Origin of the sequence: Niastella vici (assembly GCF_002077945.1) — a bacterium.
Taxonomy (GTDB): Bacteria; Bacteroidota; Bacteroidia; order Chitinophagales; family Chitinophagaceae; genus Niastella; species Niastella vici.
In genome coordinates, this window is sequence record NZ_LVYD01000124.1 from 581415 (window position 1) to 607896 (window position 26482).

Annotated in this window: 21 protein-coding genes; 13 read left to right on the plus strand and 8 right to left on the minus strand. The window is 45.9% G+C overall.

All coding sequences use genetic code 11. The annotated features are described in order from the left end of the window. Window positions 1-54: 54 nt before the first annotated feature. The 3 genes from A3860_RS39925 to A3860_RS39935 form a co-directional block, all read right to left on the minus strand. A complete protein-coding gene (locus A3860_RS39925; protein WP_081156182.1) occupies window positions 55-1242 on the minus strand; it encodes a FecR family protein in 1188 nt (395 codons plus the stop codon). Window positions 1243-1332: 90 nt separating this feature from the next. Continuing rightward, window positions 1333-1923 (minus strand): RNA polymerase sigma factor, encoded by a 591-nt coding sequence (locus A3860_RS39930; RefSeq protein WP_081156183.1) that lies wholly within the window; start codon window positions 1921-1923, stop codon window positions 1333-1335. Window positions 1924-2138: 215 nt separating this feature from the next. After that, window positions 2139-3581 (minus strand): phytoene desaturase family protein, encoded by a 1443-nt coding sequence (locus tag A3860_RS39935; protein WP_081156184.1) that lies wholly within the window; start codon window positions 3579-3581, stop codon window positions 2139-2141. 749 nt (window positions 3582-4330) lie between these two features. Here A3860_RS39935 and A3860_RS39940 point away from each other — a divergent pair. Together A3860_RS39940 and A3860_RS39945 are read left to right on the plus strand one after the other, a co-directional pair. Further along, a complete protein-coding gene (locus A3860_RS39940) occupies window positions 4331-7519 on the plus strand; it encodes a SusC/RagA family TonB-linked outer membrane protein (RefSeq protein WP_245843730.1) in 3189 nt (1062 codons plus the stop codon). Window positions 7520-7541: 22 nt separating this feature from the next. Then, on the plus strand, window positions 7542-9050 hold the full coding sequence (locus A3860_RS39945; protein WP_081156185.1) for a RagB/SusD family nutrient uptake outer membrane protein: 1509 nt from the start codon (window positions 7542-7544) through the stop codon (window positions 9048-9050). A 112-nt stretch (window positions 9051-9162) separates the two neighbouring features. Here A3860_RS39945 and A3860_RS39950 read toward each other — a convergent pair whose 3' ends face one another. Then, window positions 9163-10248, minus strand: a complete 1086-nt coding sequence (locus A3860_RS39950; protein ID WP_081156186.1) for a fatty acid desaturase — start codon at window positions 10246-10248, stop codon at window positions 9163-9165. Window positions 10249-10527: 279 nt separating this feature from the next. Here A3860_RS39950 and A3860_RS39955 point away from each other — a divergent pair, with 279 nt between their 5' ends. Beyond that, a complete protein-coding gene (locus A3860_RS39955) occupies window positions 10528-12903 on the plus strand; it encodes a sigma 54-interacting transcriptional regulator (protein ID WP_081156187.1) in 2376 nt (791 codons plus the stop codon). Between the two features lie 29 nt (window positions 12904-12932). Here the strand turns inward: A3860_RS39955 and A3860_RS39960 are convergent, their stop codons facing one another. Genes A3860_RS39960 through A3860_RS39975 form a run of 4 tightly spaced genes read right to left on the minus strand, consistent with a single transcriptional unit; the run spans window position 12933 to window position 15668 of the window. After that, window positions 12933-13703 carry a DUF1223 domain-containing protein gene (locus A3860_RS39960; protein ID WP_158085505.1) on the minus strand — a complete coding sequence of 257 codons (771 nt, stop codon included), beginning with the start codon at window positions 13701-13703 and terminating at the stop codon, window positions 12933-12935. Window positions 13704-13755: 52 nt separating this feature from the next. Further along, window positions 13756-14178: a DM13 domain-containing protein gene (locus A3860_RS39965; RefSeq protein ID WP_081156189.1), complete on the minus strand. Its 423-nt coding sequence runs from the start codon at window positions 14176-14178 to the stop codon at window positions 13756-13758. 11 nt (window positions 14179-14189) lie between these two features. Beyond that, window positions 14190-14930, minus strand: coding sequence for a hypothetical protein (locus A3860_RS39970; RefSeq protein WP_081156190.1), 741 nt, complete (start codon window positions 14928-14930; stop codon window positions 14190-14192). Window positions 14931-14936: 6 nt separating this feature from the next. Continuing rightward, a complete protein-coding gene (locus A3860_RS39975; protein ID WP_081156191.1) occupies window positions 14937-15668 on the minus strand; it encodes a hypothetical protein in 732 nt (243 codons plus the stop codon). A gap of 335 nt (window positions 15669-16003) precedes the next feature. Here A3860_RS39975 and A3860_RS39980 point away from each other — a divergent pair, with 335 nt between their 5' ends. The 10 genes from A3860_RS39980 to A3860_RS40025 all read left to right on the plus strand — a co-directional run bounded on the left by A3860_RS39980 (window position 16004) and on the right by A3860_RS40025 (window position 26477). Beyond that, entirely contained in the window at window positions 16004-16336 is a 333-nt protein-coding gene (locus A3860_RS39980) for a thioredoxin family protein (RefSeq protein WP_081156192.1), read from the plus strand. 21 nt (window positions 16337-16357) lie between these two features. Then, window positions 16358-16582 (plus strand): hypothetical protein, encoded by a 225-nt coding sequence (locus A3860_RS39985; RefSeq protein WP_081156193.1) that lies wholly within the window; start codon window positions 16358-16360, stop codon window positions 16580-16582. A gap of 20 nt (window positions 16583-16602) precedes the next feature. Continuing rightward, complete coding sequence (locus tag A3860_RS39990) at window positions 16603-17283, plus strand: Crp/Fnr family transcriptional regulator (RefSeq protein WP_081156194.1); 681 nt, start codon at window positions 16603-16605, stop codon at window positions 17281-17283. Window positions 17284-17364: 81 nt separating this feature from the next. Next, the gene (locus A3860_RS39995; RefSeq protein ID WP_081156195.1) at window positions 17365-18147 is read left to right on the plus strand and encodes a polysaccharide deacetylase family protein; all 783 of its coding nucleotides are present in this window, start codon (window positions 17365-17367) and stop codon (window positions 18145-18147) included. A 20-nt stretch (window positions 18148-18167) separates the two neighbouring features. Further along, window positions 18168-18974, plus strand: a complete 807-nt coding sequence (locus tag A3860_RS40000) for an SDR family oxidoreductase (protein ID WP_081156196.1) — start codon at window positions 18168-18170, stop codon at window positions 18972-18974. A gap of 39 nt (window positions 18975-19013) precedes the next feature. After that, window positions 19014-21665, plus strand: a complete 2652-nt coding sequence (locus tag A3860_RS40005; protein WP_081156197.1) for an MGH1-like glycoside hydrolase domain-containing protein — start codon at window positions 19014-19016, stop codon at window positions 21663-21665. 22 nt (window positions 21666-21687) lie between these two features. Continuing rightward, the gene (locus tag A3860_RS40010) at window positions 21688-23652 is read left to right on the plus strand and encodes an amylo-alpha-1,6-glucosidase (protein WP_081156198.1); all 1965 of its coding nucleotides are present in this window, start codon (window positions 21688-21690) and stop codon (window positions 23650-23652) included. 23 nt (window positions 23653-23675) lie between these two features. After that, window positions 23676-25256, plus strand: a complete 1581-nt coding sequence (locus A3860_RS40015; RefSeq protein WP_081156199.1) for a GMC oxidoreductase — start codon at window positions 23676-23678, stop codon at window positions 25254-25256. Window positions 25257-25272: 16 nt separating this feature from the next. After that, the gene (locus A3860_RS40020) at window positions 25273-25626 is read left to right on the plus strand and encodes a DUF1622 domain-containing protein (RefSeq protein WP_081156200.1); all 354 of its coding nucleotides are present in this window, start codon (window positions 25273-25275) and stop codon (window positions 25624-25626) included. 50 nt (window positions 25627-25676) lie between these two features. Then, window positions 25677-26477: an MIP/aquaporin family protein gene (locus A3860_RS40025; protein ID WP_158085506.1), complete on the plus strand. Its 801-nt coding sequence runs from the start codon at window positions 25677-25679 to the stop codon at window positions 26475-26477. The last annotated feature ends 5 nt before the right edge of the window (window positions 26478-26482 follow it).

Consider the following 26482-nt stretch of genomic DNA (forward strand, 5'->3'; position numbering starts at 1 on the left):
CCCACTACTTTAGTAGGCTAAAAAACACCGGGGGTATGAAATTTATTGATCCTGTTATTGAATTACGACCAGGCGGCGATTTCCCTCCATGCGAAAATGCACTTTGGCATCTTCCAGCAGTTTCAGTACGCCGCTTAAAGGAATGTCCCTGTTCATTTTTCCGGTAAAATAGATCTCAGGTATAGCGCCCTCATACACCACATCGATATCGTACCAGCGCTCCAGCTGTTTCATGGCTTCTTTGAGGCTCAGGTCTTCAAAATTGAAAAGCCCGTTCTTCCAGGCCATCACCTGTTCCAGGTTGGGTGAATGGTCAATGATCAATGGTGAATGACTCGCCAGTACGGCCTGCTCGCCAGGTTTCAGGATACCTGACTCTTCTTTGCCGGTTTCACGTTTCACGACCTTCACCCTTCCTTCAAGCAAAGTGGTTTTAATACCGGCTTCATTTTCGTATGCATTTACATTGAAATGTGTTCCCAGCACTTCTACAGAAGCCTTGTCATCGACATTTACAATAAAGGGCATTTTTGCATTGTGGGCCACTTCGAAATATGCTTCCCCGGTTATACTTATAGCGCGCTTTGCACCAGTGAATGAAGTTGGATATCGAACAGAACTTATTGAGTTAAGCCATACTTCGCTTCCATCAGGTAAGGTCAAATGAAAATGTCGCCCCCGGGGCGTGCTCACCGTATTATAAACCCAACCGGCGCCTGTTGATTCATAAACCAATGATCCGTTCACAATCTTTGCAGTGGCGCCCCCCTGCAACGCCACCACACCACTTTTAATGGAATCGAGCAATACCTGTGAACCATTGGCCAGGGTAAGAATGGCGCCATCTTTACCGGGCGCAATATCAGCAGGTGCAGTAACTGCTACAACCGAACGGGTATTTTCGCGCCGGGAAATCCAAAACCAGGAAACAACCATTAACAACAATACCGCAGCAGCAGCCGGCGACCAACGAAGTATGCGGTATGCAGGTTTTAACTTTTTAACAGGCGCCTGCTCATTCCCCGCTTTCATCATAATTTCCTGAAAGATCAATTCCCTGTCTTTTTCAAGATCGTTGGTGGCGGCAAAGGGTTCATTCTCAAACACAGACAGCATCAGTTCTTCAAGCTTTTTCTGACAGGCGGGATCAGCACCCAATATTTTAAACTCGGTTCGTTCCTCAGCCGACATATTATCAGCAAGGTATTTTTCCCACAATATGGTTAGCCGGTCAACAGACATAGTATTGGAGTTTCACTCGTTGATTTCACTCGTTAATAAAATAGAGACGTAAAAAAATAGCAGGTTAAGACGTGAATACAAAAAAAATTATCACTTCAGCGTAATGAGGGCCATGATAGCGATCCCTCCTTTGTATTCAGCCAGTATTTTGCGTAGCTGGAGAACGGCCCGGGCCATATAAGTTTGGGAGCTGACCCTGGATATATTTAATTTTTCAGCGATCTGCTGATGGGAAAGACCTTCAAAACGATGTAACGTAAACACCCGTCGCATTTGGGTAGGCAGTTTATTTACCGAGGCCAATAATAGATGATTGAGTTCCTTCTCTTCCAGTTGAGCAGCCACATCTACACCGTTTGCCGAAAAATACGCCTCAAAATATTCATTGGTAAGATTGGGAAGGATTTTTTTACGAAACTCATCCAGCACCAGGTTTTTGGCGACCCGGTATAAAAAGGCATCGAAGCGCTCAACCTCCAACAATTTATGCCGGTATTGCCATACCCTGATAAAGACTTCCTGCGCCAGGTCTTCTGCCAGCTCAGGTTGTTTACATATATGCAGAATACTTGCGTGGATCCTGTTCCAGTAATAAAGAAACAGGACCTTGAAAGCAGCCTCATCTCCTTCCACGCACTTTTTAAGCAGCACCCTTTCGTTGTATGGTTGATTGACTAACAATGATCTTGTATATCAGGTGATTTACAATATACTTATCTCAGGCAATACGCCACATGTTACAATTAAATTTTTAGGATTTACTTCATCCGTATAAATAAGGTAGATGGTCCGATTAGATGTTTTAGGCAGGCAATGATCAACGAATATACAAATAATACGCTATATAATTGTACGATATTTTTTACCAATCAGGGCGGGAAAGTCAATTTGATATATCAATATTCGTATGCATTTACAATGATCGAAAACTCATCTTTAAGCGCTTTGCAGGCGGCATGATACCCGCACATGCCATGTACGCCGCCACCGGGTGGTGTTGAAGAAGAACAGATGTAGATCCCTTTTGCCGGTGTGGTATACGGCGACCAGCGAATGGCCGGGCGCGTATACAGCTGCCGCAAATTAATGATACCCCCATTGATATCGCCCCCGATATAATTGGGATTATACGCTTCCAGCTGTGCGGTATTCATGGTATGCCGCGCGAGAATAAGCTCCTTAAATCCCGGTGCAAAACGTTCTACCTGGTTTTCAATCGCGGCCGTCATATCAACCATAGAACCGTGCGGTACATGGCAATAAGCCCAGGCCGTGTGTTTACCCTGTGGCGCCCGTGTAACATCGAACACACTGGGTTGCGCCAGTAATACAAACGGCTTTTCGGGATGAATACCTTTTGCTGATAACTGTTCGCTTGCAGCGATCTCGGCCATGGTATTTCCTATATGCACCGTACCGGCCTGGCGGCATTCGGGTGCCATAAAAGGTATTGGTTCCCGTAAGGCCCAGTCAAGCTTGAACACCCCCATTCCATATTGATATCGCTGTAATTGCCTGGTATAAAAGGAAGAGAACCGGTCACCGGCAATCTGTAATAACTGCCGCGGCGTAACATCGAACAACACGACTTTAGCAGTGGGCAATTGTTTCAGCGAATGCACCCAGGCGTTCGTTTCTATTGTTCCACCCAATGAAATAAAATGATTGGCCAGTGCATTCGCAATAGATACAGACCCGCCTTTCGGAATTGGCCACCCTTTTACATGGGCCACCGCTATTAACACCAGTCCGATAGCTGAAGTAGCGGCATTACTCAATGATTGTATGGCATGCCCCGCCATGCCGGCCCACAGGGCTTTTGCTTTTTCGGTATGGAACCTTCCGGAAAGATAGCTGGCTGAGGTCAACGCATGCACGCCAAATTGCGCCATCTCTAAAGGATGTTTCGGAAAATGTAAGGGACCCAGGAGATCAGGGGCAATCAGGGGCCAGTGCTGAAGCAAAGGAGCTATCAGCCTTGTATAGCTGCCTTCATCGGCTCCTAACAATTGCGCAGTTTCCCGAAACGATCTTTTTAGCACCGCTGCGGTACCATCATCGAACGGATGGGCCGCCGCTATGTCGGGAACTATAAATTCCAATCCATATTCCTGCAACGGCAACGAATTAAAAAATGGCGAGGCCACTGCCATAGGATGAATAGCAGAACAAACATCATGCAAAAAGCCAGGCAGGGTAATTTCAGCCGTTCGCAAACCGCCGCCAATAGTTTCCTTCCCTTCCAGCAACAAAACCGATACACCGGCCTGTTGCAGCGTGATGGCCGCCGACAATCCATTGGGTCCGGCCCCTACTACTATTGCATCGTATTTACTCATCCATACAAAGCTAAACAAGAACTACCTATTCTGAACAAAGGAAAAGCCACAGTAGAAACTGCGGCCGTAATGAATGAATGAAAATCAACGCATATTAAAAGCGAGTCAAAATATTATTTATCATACAGGAGATTCCCTCCCTGCCCATTGAGCAGGTGGCCCCGAACGAACAGCATTTTAACCGTGCTACTTATATAAATTAATTACTGATAATATTACAATGATCACATGCAGGCAAAACAGGCGCTACTCCGGTATACCGGAAAGCACAGCATATTCAGGAACATTCATTCATTGAGGAAAAAAAGCAGCTACAACAGTAGCCAGCAACAAAAAATTTAGCAAGAAGCGATTACTCTTGAACACCACAAAGATAGCCAGTGAAAATTAATTGTCAAAATTAATCTATTTATTTAGTAGACTTTATCACAACGCCTTACCAGCCTGCAAAAACCAGCAAAAAAATAGCACCGGCAGCCCATTTTTTATTTACTGAAACAGTTACCGGTATTTCAAAATTTAAAACTATCAAGTTCGCATCAATCATCCTTTCAATTCGCCACTTAAATAGCTACGTTACCGTAACTTCGTTGGTCCCGCCTGATGATTTTAACTTTACACTACATTTGCCCTGAATGAAAACAACAGCTCATTTGTATAGTTTATTATAACTATTCTACTTGACTGCATAGGTTGCCTGTTGTTGTTACACGCCATAGCAAACTACTCTCGACACTAATTTTAAATGAATGCTGACCCATTGCCAGGTCAATGAGCCTGCATTGCCATTCGCTATCAATGCCATGATGGCCGAAGACATCGTCATTTTATACATCAACTATACACGTATGCTACAAAAACATGGCTTGCTCGCACTGATCCTGCTATTCAGCAGCGGGCTTTTAGCTCAACCAAAACAGATCCGCGGTGTGGTGCTGGCCGCAGAAAACAAACAGCCCCTGGAAGGCGCTACTGTCGCCGTAAACAAATCGGGCCATCGCACTGTTACCAATTCCCAGGGCCGGTTTGAAGTGGAATTGACAGAAAACAAAACCCTGCTTACCATTTCATTTGTAGGAAGAGAGCCCTTCGAACTGGAAGTAAAGGCAGGCGAACCAGACATTACCATTCTTTTAAAGGCAGCCAATACTACTTTGGAAGAAGTGGTAGCGGTTGCATACACTACCGTCAAACGATCTGGTTATCCCGGCGCCGTAACTACCATATCTTCTGACAAGGTGAACAACCGGCTCACGCCCAATATCACCAACGCCTTGCAGGGGCTGGCTCCCGGCATTCAGTCTACTTCCGCAAACGGACAACCGGGCAACAGTTCCACTATTCGCATCCGGGGCGTAGGAAGCATCAATGCGTCAAGTGCACCGCTGTTCGTAGTGGATGGCGCGCCATACGAAGGCGATATCAATGCACTTGACCCGGCCGACATTGCCACCATCAACATCCTGAAAGACGCCACAGCCGCCAACCTGTATGGTTCACGGGCTGCCAATGGTGTTATCATCATTACCACCAAACAGGGAAAAAAAGGCGCCGATGTAGCTATCAACGCCACTTTTAACCAGGGCTGGAGCAGCCGGGCAGTGAAAGATTATGACAAGCTGGGCACCTCTCCCTATTTCGAGTTGTATTGGGAAGCCCTTCGCAACAAAGCCCTCACCAACGGACAAACGGCCACGCAGGCAGCCGCAACAGCCAGCAGCCAGCTGGTTTCAAGCCTTAACATCAATCCTTATGGCCCGGGCTTTGCTCAACCTGTTGGGCAGGATGGCAAGATCGTTGCCGGCGCCACACCATTATGGAATGATGACTGGGAAGATGCCATGCTGCAGAACGCCCGGTACCAACAGGCGCAACTCAGCTTTTCAGGAGGTGGCGAAAAATCAACTTACTATATTGGCGGTGGCTACACGAATAATGAAGGTGCCTATCTCGCTTCCGGTTTCAAACGATATAATTTCAGAAGCAACTTAACCCTTCAGGCAAAACCCTGGTTAAAAGTGGGCCTTAACCTCAGCGGCGCCAGCACTTCGCAGGACTACCCCACTTCGTCTGATTCAAAACAGGAAAACGTAGTGTTGTTCGGCAGAACCATCCCCGGCTTCTATCCTATTTATCAGCGCAACGCCGATGGCAGTTACAAACTCGACATCAATGGCCAGCGACAATACGACTATGGCGCTTACCGGCCCAACGCAGCGTTACCCCGCTATAATCTTATGGGCTCCTTACCGCTTAACAAGTCAAGAAATACCAATGACAACATTTCTACCCGCACCTTCCTCGAAGCGGCGGTCACCAAAGCGTTGAAAGTAAAAACAAGTTTTAACCTTGATTATACCAACAGCAACCAGTTGCTTTATACCAACCCGCTTGTTGGTGAAGACGCCGCCATTGGCGGTACGGTGAGCAAAAGCAGCAGGCGCTTCATCGCTTATACCTGGAACAATATTGCTACGTATGACCTCGACATTGCGTCGGCACATCATATCAACCTCCTTGCAGGTCATGAATATTATTACCTGAACACAACCGGACTGAACGGTAGCCGGCAGAAATTTGCGCTGCCCGACCTGTACGAGCCCGTGGCCGCATCACAACTGATAGATTTTTCAGGCACTACCGATAATTATACCAAGCTCAGCTTTTTTGGGCAGGGACAATACAATTACCTCGGCAAATATTTCTTTACCGCATCTATCCGCCGCGATGGATCATCCCGTTTTTCACCCGACTCACGCTGGGGAACCTTCTGGAGCACCGGCGCTTCCTGGCGCATTTCGGAAGAAGCATTCCTGAAACCCGTGAACTGGTTAAGCGCGCTCACGGTAAAAGCGAGCTATGGCGCTTCAGGCAACGATAACCTTTCCGGTTATTATGCCTACCTCGCCCTATACAGTATTCAGAACAACCTGGGTAACGGCGGGGTAGTTCCTTCCCGGCTGCCAACACCCGGTTTGAAATGGGAAAGCAACCTGAACTTCAATACCGGTATCGACTTCGGCCTGCTTAAGAACCGCATCTATGGAACCATTAATTATTACAGAAGAACAAGTAAAGACCTGCTATACTCGAAACCGCTCGCTGGCTCTACCGGTTTCACTGCCGTAAACGCCAATATAGGAGAATTGCGCAATACCGGCGTGGAGCTGGAACTAAACGTTGTTCCGGTAAGTACCCGCGACTGGCATTGGAACGTAGGCATTAACGTGGCACATAATAAGAACAGGATCACCGCCCTGCCGAAAAAAGAGATCATCAGCGGTACCAAAAAATTAATGGTGGGCACCTCTGTGTATGATTTCTTCCTGCGTGAATGGGCCGGTGTTGATGCCGCTACAGGGAATCCTTTATGGTACAAGACCACCCCCGATGGAAAAAAAGAAACTACTACCACCTACGCGCAGGGTACACAATATTACGCCGGCTCTTCCCTGCCCGATGTAACCGGTGGTATTACAAGCTCGCTTACTTATAAACAGCTGGAACTATCGTTTGTATTTGCCTATAGTATTGGCGGAAAAGTACTGGATGCAGATTATATCGGCATGCTCAGCGGCGCCGTATCACCAGGCCGTAACTGGAGTACCGAATTGCTCAACCGCTGGACGCCTGATAATACAAATACCAATGTTCCGCGTTTCACAACCGACGACCTGGGCTTTACCTCCACATCGACCCGCTTCCTGTATAAGGCAACGTATGCCCGTCTGAAACAGGTGTCGCTGGGTTATAATCTGGCGCCGCAACTACTGGCAAAGATCAGATTGAGATCGGCCAAAGTATATGGCCTGGCCGAAAACCTGTTGACCCTCTACGGCCACCAGGGCATGGACCCCGAGCAGTCTATTGACGGTACTACATATTATCAGTACCCGCAAATGAAAACAATATCGGTGGGCTTACAGGTAGGCTTATAATCATCACTCAAAAAATCATTGTATGAAAATAAACAGATCGTATATATTCATTGTTGCGCTGGTAACCGGTTTATCGGCCTGCAACAAGAAACTGAACACCTCCCCGTCAGATGCAGTGCCTGAAGAGATAGTGCTGAAATCCGTTGCCAATTTAACCGCCTTATCTGAAGGCACCTGGTCATCCATGATGGATGATTTTTATGGCGGCATTTTTGGTAATCCGGGTTTCAAGACCATCACACTGGTAAGCGAAGCCATGGGCAATGATGTAGCGCTGATCACCACCAAATACAGCTATGCCCCTGTTTACCGGTTCACACAAATGGTCGATAAAACCACCAGCCGCAATAATGCCATCTGGAACCAGTTGTACAAGATCATAAACAACAACAACATCATTATTGCCAATGTAGATAAAGTGACAGGCGACCTTACCGACAAAAAGGTATTGAAAGGACAGGCACTGGCATTGCGGGCACATATCTATCTTACCATCGCATCGTTCTACCAGTTCTCTTATTTGAAAGATTCGCTCGCGAAAACCGCGCCCATCTATACCACGCCTACCACCGATACCACCAGTGGTAATCCCAAAGCAACCCTGAAAGACATCTATACCCTCATCATTTCAGACCTGCTGCAGGCGAAAGGTTTGCTGGATGGTTATCAACGTACGGCCAAATACAAGATCGATAAAGATGTAGTGAACGGATTGCTCGCACGCGCTTATTTGAATACGGGCAGATGGCTTTCAGCCGCAGAAGCAGCCAATGAAACATTAAAGAATTACCCGCTGATGCCACCAGCTGATTATAGCAAGGGATTCAATGATGTGAACAATTCGGAATGGATCTGGGGACACCCGGAAATACCCAGCCAAAGCGATGGCAGTTACAGTTTCCACTTCCTCGATGTGTCTTCTGCCTCTGCCTATTATTACAGCTTTATGGCCGATCCTTTCTTTGGTGAGCTTTTTGAGAACGGGGATATCCGCAAAACCCTTTTCTCCTGGGATGGCAACGCCGGCCTTGAAGGATACCTGCAATATAAAAAATTCAAATTCCGGAGCGACCAAACTGCCGACCTGGTATTGATGCGAAGCGCCGAAACTTACCTGATCAAAGCGGAAGGATATGCGCGTGACAACAATATTACCGAAGGCGCCGCTGCACTCAATGCCTTACGTGCCGCACGCGGCGCAAGCGCGTTCAATGCTGTTGGCGCCACAAAGGACCAACTGATTGACGCCATTCTCACCGAACGCCGCAAAGAGCTGTGGGGCGAAGGCTTTGCACTGGCCGACATCATCCGCAACCAGTTACCTGTTGTGCGCAAACCCTATGTTGACGCCAGTGGGAATGACCGGCTGGTTACCATAACAACACCAACCGGTACTACCAAACAGGTGCCCGCGAAGTACCATACTGCGCTGAAATTTGCCGATGGCACTTCCTTCGTTGCCAACAGCCCTAATTATCTTTTCACCATTCCACAGTCAGAAGAACAAAACAATCCAAACCTGTCGAATTAATAAAGCAGGAACAGCGTGTGCCCCATACCGGAGGCACCACCACAAAAAAAGCTGTCCCGGGTAAGCCGGGACAGCTTTTTAATTTTGGGTGATCCGTTTTACATTAGAACACTTATTTAGTTATATGTGGCAATTGATCATTGGTGTAAGCCGTGCCCGCTAACGGCACCATATCCCTGGAATGACCTTTTTCAAGAAATTTTTTCCGGAATTCCTTTTTTGAATCCTTGTAAGAAGTAACCATGCCCATTTTGTACAATGAATAGATATAGATCCACGGTACATCCAACTGAAACGACTGAAACCCTGCCCGCGCACTACCCGGATATAAATGATGGTTGTTATGCCATTCACCGGCAAATAAACCAGGCCGGCTTTGGTTTAGTGATAAATTGCTGCGATCGAAATCAATTCCGTCCTTATGGTGCGCTTCACCCTTACCATGGCCGGTATAATTGAATGCCCGTACCAATACAAACCATAACATACCTGCCGTGAACATGGCACAAGCCAATCCGTTTCCGCCAATCCAATAAAAAATGGCATACCAGCAAACCCAGTTGGCCACCCACATACCTATTGTATACAATGGAGTAGCCAGTGAGCCCCATTCCTGATACTGGGTATAGGTGTTCAATTGCACACCTGTATGTTTCATAAAATGCGCGGCCCGCTTATAGTCCTGCTCGTTCAGGTTTTTATTAATACGCTGGTGGTTAACGTCCGACAGCATGCAGTACATAAAACCTCCCTTCGGATTGTAAGGATCGCCGGGCACATCGGAATTTACGTGATGCACATGATGAGATACCACGTAAATTTCTTCGGGAAAAGTTTTTATGACCAGGTGCTGCGTTATAATGCGCCATACAGGATGGCTGAATTTATAGGAATTATGGGTGCAATACCGGTGAAACCAGATAGTGCCATGCGTGCCCATCACGACCATGCTGTACACAACAATCGCAATTACCAGTGGCCATGAAAAATAATAGAACAGAAATGAAAAAAAGAAGGGCAGCATCAATACCACCATTAACCAACTGACCAGGGTGATCCAGTTCTTTTTCGTTTTAAATACGTTGATGCGGGAGAAAGCTTCAATCCAAAGTTGTCTGGTAGTAGGAACGATCAGGTTACCGTTTTCATCTTTCCAGCCATACGAAGGCGCTTCGAGTACGTGATCAATAAAAGCCATACAAACACGAGGTTTTTCAGGAATAAATGTAATAATTACCAATCTAGCCAATTAAAACCAACAATTCTAACAAATCATCACAAATGATTGGTAAATATGAAAAGCGACTTTGCAGGGAAATACCCGCGCATTGATCATGATGTTGTTGCAGCAAGTTTCAACTGTTCAATATCCGGTACTTTTTCGCTTCTGGTTTACCCCCATGTCGTTTGCCGGACATTCTACCCCATAAAAAGCTATTAAATTTGTTATTAGTATCTTTATAATATACAAAGCCTGATGTCCCATTTAACCAATATGGAAATTGAGCAGGAACTGCAATTTTATCATTTTACCGTAGCCAACCTGCAGGAAGCGGTATTCTGGGTAAATGCTGCCGGAGCTATAATACAGGTAAACGAAATGGCTTCCAGCCTTTCGGGTTATACAGCCGGTGAACTTACCCAAATGCAGGTAACCGATTTAAACCCCTCGCCCATCGTCGCCAACTTCCCCCAATTCTGGCAACAGTTAAAGCAAGCAAAGAAGATCACTTTTGAAGCGCAGCACCGGCATAAGGCAGGTCATCTGTACGATGTTGAAATTACCGGGAATTTTATTACCTATAATGGAGAAGAATATAGTTGCAGCATTGTACGCGATATCACTAAAAAGAAAACGGAAGAACGGTTATTACAAACAATTTCGGAAGCCACCAGCAACATAACCGGAAAAGATTTCCTGGTTGAATTGTGCAAAAACTTTACACGGGCGCTCAACATGCAATTTGCGCTGATAGCTGAATGCATACAGGAAGGCAGTACCCAGGTAAGAACCCTTTGCCTGGTAAATAACGACAAAGTCATTGACAATATTGAATACGACGCAAAGGGCCGGCCCTGCGAAGTTATATTGCAGGGCAATGCTTTTTTTATGTCAAAGGAAGTATATAAACATTTCCCGGCATCTGAAGGCATTGAAGCAGCCACTGGTGTGCCTATCTATAGCAGTGTATCGCGGAAACCCATCGGGCATATAATTATTTCCAATCCATCGCCTGTAGCGGAAGAAAAAAACCAGTTACCCATTTTAAAGATCTTTGCAGCCCGTGTTGGCGCTGAAATGGAACGCATGCAGGCCCACAAAGCGCTGCAGCGTAAAAACGAGCTGCTGCAAACCATTTCAGAACGAACGGCGGGTGTTACGGGCGAGGATTATTTCCGGGAATTGACCAGGTTTATAACGGCTACCCTCAAAGTCAGGTATTCCATGGTAGTAGAATGTTCAAACGGCAACAACACCCGGCTGAGGATGTTGTCGTATGTTGACAGGGAGGAAGTGCTGGAAAATATAGAATACGATACCACAGGAACCCCTTGCGAAATAGTAATGCAGGGCAAAGACTTCTTTTGCGCCAGTGACCTGGAAAAGTCATTTCCCCGCGAAAAAGGGATCCAGTCATGGATAGCCGTGCCCATTCACAGTCCCTCTACCGGGAAGGTAATTGGCAATATTGCTGCATTTGACCAGGCGCCCATGTCGAAAGAACAAAATCAAACCGCCATACTTAAAATATTTGCTGCGCGCGCAGGTGCAGAAATTGAAAGAATAGAAGCGCAAAAGGATCTCGAAAAAGCCAATGAAGAGCTGGCAAAGCGCTTGCAGGAAATTGAGCAATTGAAAAATCAGCTGGCAGCGGAAAACAAATACCTGCAGGAAGAGATCAGGCTTACCAACAATTTCGATGATATTGTTAGCAAAAGCAGGAATTTTCATAAGATACTTCAGCAAATTGAGCAGGTAGCCACCACAGATGCCACAGTATTGATCGTCGGCGAATCGGGTACCGGCAAAGAACTGCTGGCCCGTGCCGTTCATAATATCAGCAACCGCTGTAAACGGCCGTTAATAAAAGTGAATTGCGCCACCCTGCCTGCCAATTTGATCGAAAGTGAATTGTTTGGTCATGAAAGAGGGGCATTTACCGGTGCTATGGAAAAAAGGATCGGCCGCTTTGAGCTGGCCGACGGCGGTACTATCTTCCTTGATGAAATTGGTGAATTGCCGGTTGAATTACAGGCCAAACTGTTACGCGTATTACAGGAAGGGGAATTTGAACGATTGGGCAATCCTAAAACCATTAAAGTGAACGTGCGCGTTATTGCCGCCACCAACCGCAACCTGGAGCAGGCTATTGAAAAGAAGGAATTTCGCGAAGACCTGTTTTACCGGTTAAATGTATTCCCGATCGTGAGTCCGCCACTGCGCGACCGGAAAGAAGATATCCCCTTACTGGTTAAACATTTTTGTCAGAAATACGAAGCAAAGATCGGGAAGAAGATCACCAATATACCTGCCAAAGTAATAGATGCTTTAATGGCATATAACTGGCCGGGCAATATTCGTGAACTGGAAAATATTATCGAACGGGCGCTCATCCTTAGCCGTGGCAATACCCTTGAATACGGGGAATGGGTGCCTGCGGAAAAGGGAATTAACAATGAACAACCGGCCGCACAAAAACTGGAAGATATAGAGAAAGAACATATCCTGGCCGTACTAAACAAAACCGGCTGGAAAGTAAGCGGCGACAAGGGAGCCGCCAAAATATTAGGGCTGAACCCCACCACACTCGAAGCACGTATGAAAAAGCTGGGTATTGAGCGGAAGAAATAGCAAGCCGCACAACGCCCCCAGGAATTTCGCTATTTTATGGCCAGCTCCCCTGCCCCGGTAATTGCCATACTGTTTTCGTCCTGTGTAAATGCAATTACAGCTACCTCGTTTGATGAAAGCCGATCTGGTATAGTAAGCCGGATAGTTCCTGAAGCCGGTCCGTGTAACAGTACGCTTTTAAGCTCCCGCACTATATTTACGTGATGCAATTGACGTCCTGCATTTTCGCCCCGCTGTACATTTGTTACCGCCTGCCGTTGTACCAATGCAATATGCAGGATCTCATTTTCGGTACGTTCCGTTTTATAGGCAACGGTAAGGTTCCGTTTTTCTATTGTGTCAATTGATAAGTGAATAACCGATGTCATAGATAATTCCAGCTCTTTTTTTAGCGTTTTGCGAAGCAATGATTCATTCGACCCCACCAGCTCTGTTTTCCCGTTTACGATCATTTGAGGGGTATAAATGCTGTTTAGTTTAAAATGGGCCCCATATTTTTGCTGGCGGCTGGTGAAAGCCGGCTGGCTAAATGCATCCTTCCATCCCAGGTAGTTCCAGTAATCAACATGAAATGCCAGTACATACACCTCCTGATCAAATTCGCGCCCAATCCTGGCAGCCAGTTCATCGGCCGGCGGACAACTGGAACACCCTTCTGAGGTAAATAATTCTATGACAGCAAACCGGGTAGTGTCCGCAACAGCTGCATTTTGAAACATCGTTTTATCAGCCAACCATTGCAACCCGGCACGCATCGTTAAAAAGAAGATCGCTGTAAATAATATGAATAGCTTATTCATCTTCATGGTTTTCTTATTTCATGCTTCCAGGCGGCTGACATCCCCGTTTCGCTCACTTTAATTCAGCGCTTCCAAACAAATGATCATATTGCTGGCAATGGATCAACGCATATTTGTATTGCATAAGATCGGGCATGCCACTGATAACATATAACTGGTTGCCCATGGTTGATCTTATTTTTCCCAGATCAATGAAATTAACCGGTTGTATCTCTTTTGACAGATATACATGCAGATCGGGCCCGTTACTGATCATTATATCCTGCAAGGCCAGTGAGTATTTTCCATTCTGCTGAAAGATGGCAACCATTCCGGAAACCGTTCCATATGGACCTTTCACAAAGCTGCCGGCATGGGTTTGAACCGCAGTAGTATCAGGCATTTCATTAACTGGTGAAGTAGGCGATCCATTCTGCTTGGTGCAGGCTGTCACGAGGAACAATAAGATGGCTGTTATCCAAACATAGTTTTTCATATACGAACGATTTAATTATTAAAGTGGTAAGAAATGCCTATCCCCAGTGTATTCACTTTATTTCTGAAGCGGTCGACCATTGTGCCATCGGGGGCCGTTTGTTTAATGCTGCTGGTTTGGTATTCGGCAAAATAATATTCATAAACAGCCTTGATACCCCAATGGCTATTAATACGGTATTTGATAAAATATTCCGAATTAAGGCTGCCATAGTCATTATCCCCGGTAAGCAATAAATTAAAGCCATAGGGTTTGGCATTGGGTTCATTGCGCGTATTGCCATTACTGGTTAAAATGCCACTACCTCTTCTGCCAAATGAAAACCCGATAAGATCAATATTAAAACCGGCCGACCACTTTGGCGTGAAGTTGTACCCGAAGTTCAGCGAAAAATTCAGGGAATTGATCAATGGGCGTTGTACCGTGAGTGTATCCCAATTGCTGGTTTTCTGCCCGGCAAAAACAATAAGAAATGGCGTTGTGTTTGAACGCGCCAGCCGCGCAGGCGCCGTAATAAAATCTGTTTTTGTTCCAAAGTAAGCCGTCCAGCGAAGTCCGGCACCGGCTTCCCATTTTCTTCTTTTTCCTATATGCCAGTTATGAACATAAGAAGCTGCTATGGTACCCTGCGAACTGCCGCCAGTGCCAGTTATATCGGCAAACCGGTTAACGCGGGGAAATATAGGGTGCTGTGCAAATAATGCCGGTGCAGGCAAAAGCAACAATGCCGTTAACAAACCATATAATTTCATGATGCTTTATTTAAATTTAAAGTGATAAGATAAGCCAATCCCCCACCCTTTAGGCACATTCCGGAAACGGTTGTTAAAGCCCCCTTTTTCCATTTGTATTTTTTCGGTGGTTTTATATTCCACATATAATAGTTGATAAAAAGCTTTGATCGCTACTTTGCCGTTCACCATGTATAGCAGGTAGAATTGGGAGTTCTGACTGCCAATGGCATTGTCATCGATCTTTAATAAATTAAGGCGGGCAGGGCTGGCTTCAGTTGTTGTGACATTACCGTCATGTATAAATCGCACGGTACGCATTTTACCAAAAGAAAAACCGGTTACATCAATATTGAATCCTGTATATAATTTAGGTAGCACTCTAAACGACATAATAGCCATTAGATTGATCATCCACATTCGCGGGTGCCCGATTTGAATGGTATCCAGATTCTCATTGATCCGTTCTTTAAACAGGATACCTGGCCCCGTAGCCCCCTTTGCTAAACTGGCAGGGGCAGTAAAATAGTCCTTGTTCGACGCTCCATAAACGGTAATCCGGATACCTGCCCCGAGCAGCAGCCTTTTTTGTTTGCCGATTTGAAAATTATTTTCAAATGAACCTGCAATGGTATAATCATTTTTCCCGGCAGCCATTACCAGCTCAACCGATTGAATGGAAGGAGGCCACAGCTTTTTCTGTGCCTGACCTGTATAATCAGTCAGCAGCATTATAACTACATATACGAACGGCTTCATTTTTAGATTTTCGATCTACAAACAAAACTACCATAGCTATAATCTTTGAAATGTCGTGATCGTGACAGACCGGCAATTGAAATAATGCAGCTCCCAAAATTCTTTACCTGATTTTTACCGGTTGTTACAGCCCGGCCACTTTCCCAATTATTTTTCCCAATCTATTGGGACACTCCCAACATATTGGGAATTTATTACCGGCCACCCGGCCTCAAATACAAAACCACCATTTTCTACAACGCAGTACCAGTAATGGTTTCAGCGCATTCTTACGCCCCAAAAATACATTGGCACCCCGTTGGCCCTTTAAATAGTATGCCGAAAATTTAACCGATATGTATAAAGAAGTAACCCAGCAGGATTTTACAAAACATGTAATTGAAAACAGGACCCTGACGATTGTACAGTTCAAAAAAAGCTGGCTTGGTACCTGTCAGATCATAGAACCGGTGTATATGGACCTGGCCAGGATGTTCAGGGACATAGCCAGCTTTTATACTGTTGATGTAGAAAAGGAAACTACCCTGGAAAAAGAATATGGCGTAATGGAATTACCGACTATCCTATTCTTTAAAGGTGGCCAGGTTATCGATCACGCCATTGGTTTAACACCCAAAAATGTATTGATCGCAAAGATCGAGAAAGCCATTTCATCAACCAACCAATAATTTACTTTAAAAGCAACCAAGATGAGAAGAGATCTGAAAAAATATTTCGAAGTGCACTTCGGCACATTTGTGCATGTATCGGCACATGAAATAGAAACAGCATGTTCATTGGAATCACCACTGTCTGGCCTTGAAGGTTTTTTATACATCAAAAGTGGCCAGACAGTTTCTGTTAAACCATGGATAATTCCCGCCGCTGCCATCCGTAAAATACTTACAGATGCACTAAACAACAGTAAAAATTAACCTCATTTAAACATACGATCATGTCGCAAGAAATTAAATATGCTTACCTTAAAAGTCATCCCCTGTTTGCCCATGAAAGTGAGCAACTGATAAATGACACCTGCCTGCTGGCAAAAGTTAAAACCATTTACCGGGGCGAAACGATCAATTATGGCGAAGGTGAGTACAGCAAAATTTTCCTGCTCATACAGGGAAAAGTAAAAATTGCGGAATTAAATGACAACAGCAACGAACTAATAAAAGATATATTGACCGCACCGGATGTTTTTGGCGATATGAGCCTTGATGGCAGTCCTTACATGGATGAGTTTGCCGAAGCATTAACAGCCAATACCATCGTTTGCTTTTTTACTGTAGTGGATTTTAAAAAGATATTGCAGGATAATCCCATGATGGCCATCCAATATGCCAATTTGGTGAACAACAAACTCAGGAAACTGGAAAACCGCCATGCCGACCTTGTTTTCAGGGACACCAAATCGCGCCTGATCCGTTTTATAAAGAACTGGGCGCGTACAGATGGGAACCGCATTGGTGATAAAATTATATTGAACAATTATCTTACTCATACTGATATTGCCAATGTAATTGCTACTTCGCGCCAAAGCGTAAACGTATTATTGAATGAATTACGCGATTCGGGATTACTATTTTACAACCGCCACCGCATTGAATTAAATGATCTGCGCGCCTGGAATTGACCGGTTTTGTAAACACTGCGACAATTTATCTTTTGCACCCTAACGATCTTTGTTACAGGAAGCCTCAAACTCAATATTGCCATGTCTTCAGTATGCCTGTATTTCAATGTTCATCAGCCCTTTTTGCTGAAATCATTTTCGTCGATGGATATCGATGTACGGCATACTTACTTCGATATGGAAGCCTGTAAAGCAGCTATTCATGAAAAAGCCGACCGTTGTTACCTGCCTTGCAACAAAATTATGACCAGGCTGATCAATAAGAACCGGGGGCGGTTCAGGGTACGCTTTTCAATAAGCGGAACAACAATGGAATTGTTGCAATTATACCGGCCCGATGTAATTGATTCATTTCGTAAACTGGTGAATACTGGTCTTATTGAGATATTAGCAGCGCCTTATTACCATTCGCTGAGTTTTCTATACTCCCGGAAAGAATTTCAACGGCAACTTTCCAAACACCAGAAACTGGTAAAAAAAATATTCGGCATACACACTACCATTTTTAACAATACGGCACTCCTTCACAACAATGAACTTTCAAAATATATTGCAGGTGCAGGTTTTAAGGGAATGCTGTGCGAAGGAAATGTGAACCCCATTGACCCCGTGAACATGCCGGTACCCGAACTGAACTTACTGAAAAAGATCTACGCCCTCGAAAACCTGGTGTTAAACAGCGGTTGCGAAAAAACGATCGACACCTGGGGTTGCCTGCAGTCCCTCGATCATTTCGAAGCCAGGGAATCTTTTCAAAGCTTTTCAAACATAGTCACCGACTTTGAGATCACGCTGATCAGGCAATCTATTGAGAAACTTAAAAAGCAATCTGCTTTACGCCCTGTGCGAACACCCTTACTTTAACTTAACAAAACAAACCTAAGATGGAAAACAAATTACATGGCCAGGTGGCCATTGTAACCGGCGCCGGCAGCGGTATTGGAGCCGGTTGCGCCCGGGAAATGGCAAAAGCCGGCGCTACAGTAGTTATCAATTATCCCACTACAGCGGGCAGCGCCATGGCAGCCGATGTAGTGGCGTCTATTGCCGCCAATGGAGGCATGGCCATTGCTTACCAGTGCGATGTAAGTAAGGAAGACCAGGTGATGAACATGTTTGCCGACGTAATTAAACAATTTGGAACTGTAGACATTCTTGTAAACAATGCAGGCTTGCAAAAAGATGCGCCCTTTACAGAAATGACACTCGAACAATGGAATTTTGTACTGAGTGTAAACCTTACCGGGCAATTTTTATGTGCGCGGGAAGCCATTCGCGAATTTTTACGCAGAGGGGTGAATGGCAAGTCAAAATCTGCCGGCAAGATCATTTGCATGAGCAGCGTACATGAAGTAATACCCTGGGCAGGCCATGCCAATTATGCCGCTTCAAAAGGCGGCGTGCACCTGCTGATGAAAACCATTGCCCAGGAATACGCGCCTAAGAAGATCCGGATCAACAGTATTGCACCCGGCGCCATTCAAACTCCCATTAATCACGATGCCTGGGACACGGCCGCCCATTTACAAAACCTGTTAAAATTGATTCCGCAAAAACGCATTGGCCAGGTTGAAGACATAGGAAAAGCAGCCGTTTGGCTGGCCAGTGATGATGCGGATTATGTAAACGGTACTACCCTGTTTGTTGATGGCGGCATGACCCTGTATCCGGGTTTTGAAGATAATGGCTGATCAATGGCCTGATGATTAAATGATAAAAAAATATTCAACATGAACATTGAACAACAACGCCTCAGCAATGCGGCGTGGAAGAAATGGGGCCCCTACCTCAGCGAACGCCAGTGGGGAACCGTTCGGGAAGATTACAGCCCCCATGGCAATGCATGGGATTATTTTCCGCATGACCATGCCAGAAGCAGGGTTTATCGCTGGGGCGAAGACGGCATTGCCGGAATAAGCGATGACATGCAACGCATTTGCTTCGCCATTGCCTTGTGGAATGGCAACGACCCCATAATAAAAGAGCGGCTCTTTGGGTTAACAGGCAACGAAGGCAATCATGGCGAAGATGTGAAGGAGCTGTATTATTACCTCGATAATACGCCCACGCATTCCTATATGAAACACTTATATAAGTATCCGCAGGCAGCCTATCCGTATGCCCACCTGGTACATACCAACCGCAACCGGTCGAAATATGAAAATGAGTATGAGCTAACCGACACCGGTATATTCAATGAGAACAGGTATTTCGATGTGTTCACGGAATATGCCAAGCATGATACTGAAGATATTGCCATTCGTATAACAGTGCATAACCGCGGCCCCGAACCGGCCTATATAGCTGTATTGCCAACGCTGTGGCTGCGTAATTTGTGGAGCTTTGGATCAATGAAGAAAAAACCGGTCATCCGGAAGCAGGGGCACAGTGACGGTTTTTGCGTTGCAGACATCATCCACGATCAACCCGGCAATTATCATTTTTATTTCGAGCCCCCCGCCTATACCCTTCTCACGGAAAATGAGACCAATACCGAAAAACTGTATGGTGTTCCCAATGCAACGCCTTATGTAAAAGATGCGTTTCACACAGCCATACAACAACGACAGTTCGCCTGGCTCGAAGAAAAGAAGGAAGGAACAAAACTGGCGCCCCTGTACGAATACAATATTCCTGCTCATTCGGCTGTTACCATAAAGCTCAGGTTAAGCAATAAACCCGTTTATAACCATCCATTTGAAGCGTTTGACGCTTTATTTGACCAACGTATACTCGAAGCGAATGAATTTTATGCAGCGGTAACCGCTACTGATAACAAAGAATTACGCACTATTCAGCGACAGGCATTTGCGGGTATGCTTTGGAGTAAACAATATTTTAACATCGACATTCCACAATGGCTGCAGGGCGATAAGAACCAGCCCGCCCCGCCGGAAAGCAGAAAAACCGGCCGCAACCAGCATTGGAATACACTCAACAATGAAGATGTAATATCCATGCCCGATAAATGGGAATACCCCTGGTATGCAGCCTGGGACCTGGCCTTTCATTGTATCCCATTAAGCATGATAGACCCCCATTTTGCCAAAGAACAACTACTGTTGTTCCTGCGTGAATGGTACATGCATCCCAATGGCCAGTTGCCGGCTTATGAATGGGCATTCGGCGATGTAAATCCACCGGTTCATGCGTGGAGTTGCTTACAGGTATATAAAATGGAAAAAGAAAAGAATGGCAGGGGCGATATTGACTTCCTGGAAAAAGCGTTTCAAAAACTGCTGATCAATTTTACCTGGTGGGTAAACCGCAAAGACCATAAAGGCAATAATGTATTTGAAGGCGGTTTTTTGGGCCTTGATAATATCGGGGTATTCGATCGCAGTAATACCATCCCCGGCGGTGGCACACTGGAGCAGGCCGATGGCACTGCCTGGATGGCGATGTATTGCCTGAACATGCTCGAAATGGCACTTGAAATTGCGCAGCACAATCCCAATTATGAAGACGTAACTACCAAGTTCTTTGAACATTTCGTGTATATAGCCGAATCACTGAACCGTATAGGTGAAAACTGGACGGGCAGCTGGAACGAAGAAGAAGGCTTCTTTTATGATGTGCTGGCCCTGCCCGATGGCCGGTACATCCCGGTAAAGGTGCGCAGCCTGGTGGGGTTAACCACTTTGTTTGCCGTATTGGTTTTAAAGAAAGACCTGCTTGAAAAAGTTCCTGAATTTCACCGGCGGTTAAAATGGTTCCAGCAATACCGGGCAGAAAATGGACAGTACCTGGTGATCGAAGACCTGAAAGAACATGATGATATCTTATTGTCACTCGTTCCCAGGCAGCGGCTCGAAAAATTACTGCAAGCGTTACTCGACGAAAAAGAGTTCTTAAGCAAGGGCGGCATAAGGTCTGTTTCGAAAATACATGAAGCCGGTTATTCGGTAAATATAAACGGACAGGAATTTGGATTGAATTACCAGCCGGGCGAAAGCACTACCTCGTTATTTGGCGGTAACAGCAACTGGCGTGGCCCCGTGTGGATGCCCATGAATTACCTAATCGTGCAGGCATTGCATCAATATTGTGATTATTATAAAGGCGAATGCAATGCGGAATTCCCTACAGGATCGGGAAACAACATGACCTTACGCGAAATAGCGCATGCCATTTCAAAACGACTGATCTCGCTGTTTCAAAAAGACGAAAACGGTGATCGCCCCGTAAATGATCATGCAGCATCTTATCGCGATGATCCGCACTTCAGCGACCTGGTATTGTTTTATGAATATTTCCACGGCGATACGGGCCGCGGCGTTGGCGCTTCGCATCAAACCGGGTGGACGGGCGTAATTGCAGAGTTGATAAACCGGGTTGCCCTATACGAAAACGCCCAGCAACCGGTAATGGAACCGGTATGAAATTCTTAAATTATCATTTATCATGCTTTCAATTCCTGCCTCCATTTTACAAAACTATAACGAAGCCATAAGCCATGAATGGCTCGAAACGAACGGGCTCGGCGGCTTCAGCAGTTCATCGGCGATCCATTGCCACACCCGGCGATATCATGGATTACTGGTTGCTGCAGTGATTCCCCCTGCAGGCAGAATGGTGCTGGTTTCGAAACTGGAAGAAACGATCGTAAGTAATGGACAACGTTTTGAATTAGGCGTCAACGATTATGGCGCTGTTATTCATCCAAAGGGGTATAATTATATAACCGGCTTTACAAAAGATCTCTTCCCTGAATTTAATTATGAAGCAGCTGGCATTCAACTAAAGAAAACGATTGCCATGGTGCATGGGGAGAATACGGTGCTTGTTGCATATAATGTAACAAAAGCCCCGCAGCCTTTTACCCTGGAATTATTGCCTTTGCTGGCAGCAAGAGGGTACCACAGCCTGCAACATGCCAACGGCGCCATTCCTCATCAGGTATTGTTCGACAACAACACATTAAAAGCAAATGCCGTACAGGGAACGCCCGGTATATTTATTAAGGTCCCCGGCAGCACCTGGCAACCCAATACCGGCTGGTACTATAATTTTCACTATAATATAGAACAATCCCGTGGGCTCGATTATATAGAAGACCTGTTTACGCACGGCCGTTTCAGTGTACCATTACAACAAGGCGATTCACTGGGGATCGTTATTTCAACCGATGATCCCCTTAACAAAAATGCACATGACCTGCTTGAACAGGAAAAAATGCGCCGCCAGGCATTACTGAAAGATCAGGCTGATAACGAAACCCTGCAACAGCTATTGTTAGCTGCCGACCAATTCATAGTAAAGCGAGGTACCGGTAGCGAAGAAGGTGCCACTATTATCGCCGGTTATCACTGGTTTACCGATTGGGGGCGCGACACCATGATCTCATTGCCTGGCCTGTGTTTAGCAACCGGCCGCTATGAAGATGCCCGCAGGATCTTACTGGCCTTTGCCAGTACTATAAGCAACGGCATGCTGCCGAATCGTTTCCAGGATAATGGAGAACCGCCCGAATATAACAATGTGGACGGCACGCTTTGGTACTTCATTGCCATTTACAGGTATTTGCAGGCCACCAATGACCAGGCCTTTGTTATAACCAGGTTATTACCCGTATTAAAAGACATTATCGACTGGCATTATCGCGGAACGCGCTATAATATTCATGCAGATGACGATGGATTGCTCTATGCCGGTGAAACCGGCTATCAGTTAACCTGGATGGATGCGAAAATAGGCAACTGGGTTGTTACACCCCGCATGGGCAAACCGGTAGAGATCCAGGCATTATGGTACAATGCCCTGAACATTTTTGCAGAGCTGCTTGCCCTGAATGATCAACCGGCAGATGCGGCATTGGTTCGTAACAGCGCAGCCAGGGCAAAAGAAAGCTTCGGGAAAATATTCTGGAATACCAACGGTAATTACCTGTACGATGTTATTGATGAACAGGGCCATCCCGATGCTACACTACGTCCCAATCAGCTTTTAGCCATCAGTTTACCATTTCCGTTAGTTGATGATGAAAAAGCGGAAGCGATACTATCTATTGTAACAGAAAAATTATATACCCCGGTGGGCATACGTAGTTTGTCGCCCGATGACAGCCGGTATACAGGCGTATACGAGGGCGATCCGTATAAACGCGATTCATCGTATCACCAGGGGGCAGCCTGGAGCTGGCTGCTGGGCCCCTATATTGATGTGATCATGAAACTGGATGGTTCGGGCAAAAAGGCATTAACTGTAATTAATAATTTCCTTTATCACCTGCAGGAAGGATGCCTGGGCAGCATTGCCGAAATATTTGATGCCGACAAACCCCACCGGCCGAAGGGATGTGTAGCACAAGCCTGGGGCGTAGCAGAAATATTGCGGGTGATAAAAGAATACAGGTTACTGGAAAAATAAAATAACCTCAAACATCTTTCAACATGATTAACCATTATGATATCGTTATTATTGGAACGGGTAGCGGCGGTAGTACGATGGCGTATAAACTGGCTGCCAGTGGAAAAAAGGTCCTGATACTCGAAAGAGGCGGTTTCATTCCTAAAGAAAAAGAAAACTGGGATGCGCACGAAGTGGTAACACAAGGCCGTTACCGGCCCAACGACGTTTGGTACGATCAGGACGACAAGCCCTTTAAACCATTCATTCACTACAATGTAGGCGGCAATAGCAAAATGTATGGCGCCGCCCTGTTCCGGTTCCGCGAAAGCGATTTTGAGACAGTACAGCATTTCGGTGGCGTGTCACCAGCCTGGCCATTGACCTATGCGGTGTATGAACCCTATTATACCCAGGCAGAAGCTTTATACAGCGTGCATGGCAAAAGAGGTGTTGATCCTACAGAGCCGCCGGCAGGCAGCGAATACCCGTTGCCGCCATTACCGTATGAACCTTTGATCCAGGACCTCAATGCAAATATGCAACAGATCGGTTTGCATCCTTTCCCCCTGCCCATGGGCATCAAACTGCCGCAGGATCTTTCAAAAACAGAAGCACCGGTGATGCTGGAAAATTTTGATGGATTTCCCGATCCTACCGACAGCAAGGCCGATGGTCAGATCATGGCCCTGCGCCCTGCCCTGCAACATAAACACGTTACGTTAGTAACGCATGCCTACGTGCAAAAACTGGAAACCAATGAAAGCGGCACCCGCGTTACCAGGGTGATCGCGGAGGTAAAAGGCGAAAGCACCGTATTTCATACAGATCTTGTTATCATTGCCTGCGGCGCCGTAAACAGTGCCGCGCTTATGCTGAGAAGCGCTAATGACAAACATCCCAACGGCCTGGCCAATTCATCGGGACAGGTGGGCAGGAATTTAATGCTGCACCACAACGGGTGTTTAGTGGCTTTTACAAAAGCGCCCATCAATGATTGTGTTTTTCAGAAAAGCCTGGGCCTGGCCGATTTTTATCATAATGCCGGTGACAGTGAATTTCCATTAGGTGAAATTCAGTTGATGGGGAGAAATGATCCCGATACTATTTTATGGCTGGCTGAAAAAATTTATCCGGGTACGCCCTATTCTGCATTAAAACAGATGACCCTTGATTTTTGGCTTACAGCCGAAGACCTGCCTTCCCCCGAAAACCGGGTAACTATAACAAAAGATGGTCACATAAAAGTATATTATCACCGCAATAATTATACTGCGTACGAACGGTTAAAAGAAAAACTGAAAGAAGTGATGCAGCAGGTAGGTGAACTGGACGATCGTTTTAAAGACCTGCAGTGGGCAGGATATGATCTGGATATCAGTGGCATGAGCCACCAGAACGGCACCCTTCGTTTTGGCGTGGATCCCCGAACCAGTGTGCTCGATCTCAACTGTAAAGCCCACGACCTCGATAACCTGTATGCAGTGGATGCCAGCTTCTTTCCAAGTTGCGGCGCCTTCAATCCTTCCCTCACCATTGCAGCAAATGCATTGAGGGTAGGCGATCATCTTTTGCAGGATGTATTACAGGTAGCCCCGGTAAAAAAACAATTCGTAAAAGCATAACCGCGCGTTCAATTTTATGGAACTGGAACAAACTGCCAAACTGTGTACCATATATGTAGGGCATGCAGTAGAAACACTGGCTGCCTTTATCATTGGTTTAGCTGTTGTTAAAGTGATGTGCCACTACACTCTCACCCTCTTTTCAAAAAAGGGCTCTTTTTCAAAAGAAGCCATCCGGGTACAGTTTGGCAGCTCGGTAGCCGTTTCACTTGAAATGCTACTAGGAGCCGATGTGCTTGCTACGGCAGTAGCGCCGGGCTGGGATGCCATTGGTAAACTGGCTGCCATAGCCGTGATAAGAACAGCATTGAATTATTTTCTGGGAAAGGAATTAAATCATATGCCTGCTACCCCTGAAAATTATCAATGAGCGTCGCTTATTTGACAAACCGCTTTCCGTTCATTTTATTCCTTTGTATTATGAGAGCAATGCCAATACAGGTAAGAACCGGCAGTACCGGTTTCGTGCAACTGAAAGCATCGTTCAGGAAAAACTGGATGCACTACCTGCAGGAAGCGTTGGGTTTGGCGATATTTATGATATCGGCCTGTTTTTTTAGCGTGATGCTGTATGCAACCGGTTCGCACTGGCACCAGGTCATTCAGAACAACTTTACCATCTCAATGATCACCGGCTTGCTAATGGGGTTTACAGCGCTGATCATTTTCTATTCGCCGTTTACCGCGCCTTCGGGGTCGCATATAAACCCGGCGGTAACCCTCACGTATCTGCGTCTTGGAAAAATGTGCCGGTACGATGCCCTGTTCTATATCTTTTTCCAGTTCATAGGCGGAACGATTGCTGTTTACCTCATGCAATTTGTAATGGGCAATGAATTAACCGATGCACCGGTTCGTTCTGCAGTGACAATTCCCGGTAAAGCCGGTTTATGGGCTGCCTGCGCCATGGAATTTTCAATAGCATTTGTAACCATGACCATTGTGCTTTTTACGTCTGCCAGTAACCAATTAAAAAGATACACCAGGCTCTTAGCCGGTTTGCTGGTATGCCTCTGGGTGATAGTGGCCGGGCCGGTATCGGGTTTTGGGATGAACCCGGCCCGATCATTCGCCAGCGCTTTACCAGCCCACATCTGGACCGCCTTCTGGATCTATTTATTAATGCCCATAGCAGGCATGCTAGGTGCCGCAGAATTGTTTCTGTGGTTAAACAGTCCTTCCCCTGTTCGTTTTCACCGCCATTCACGATTCATTAAATAACCAAT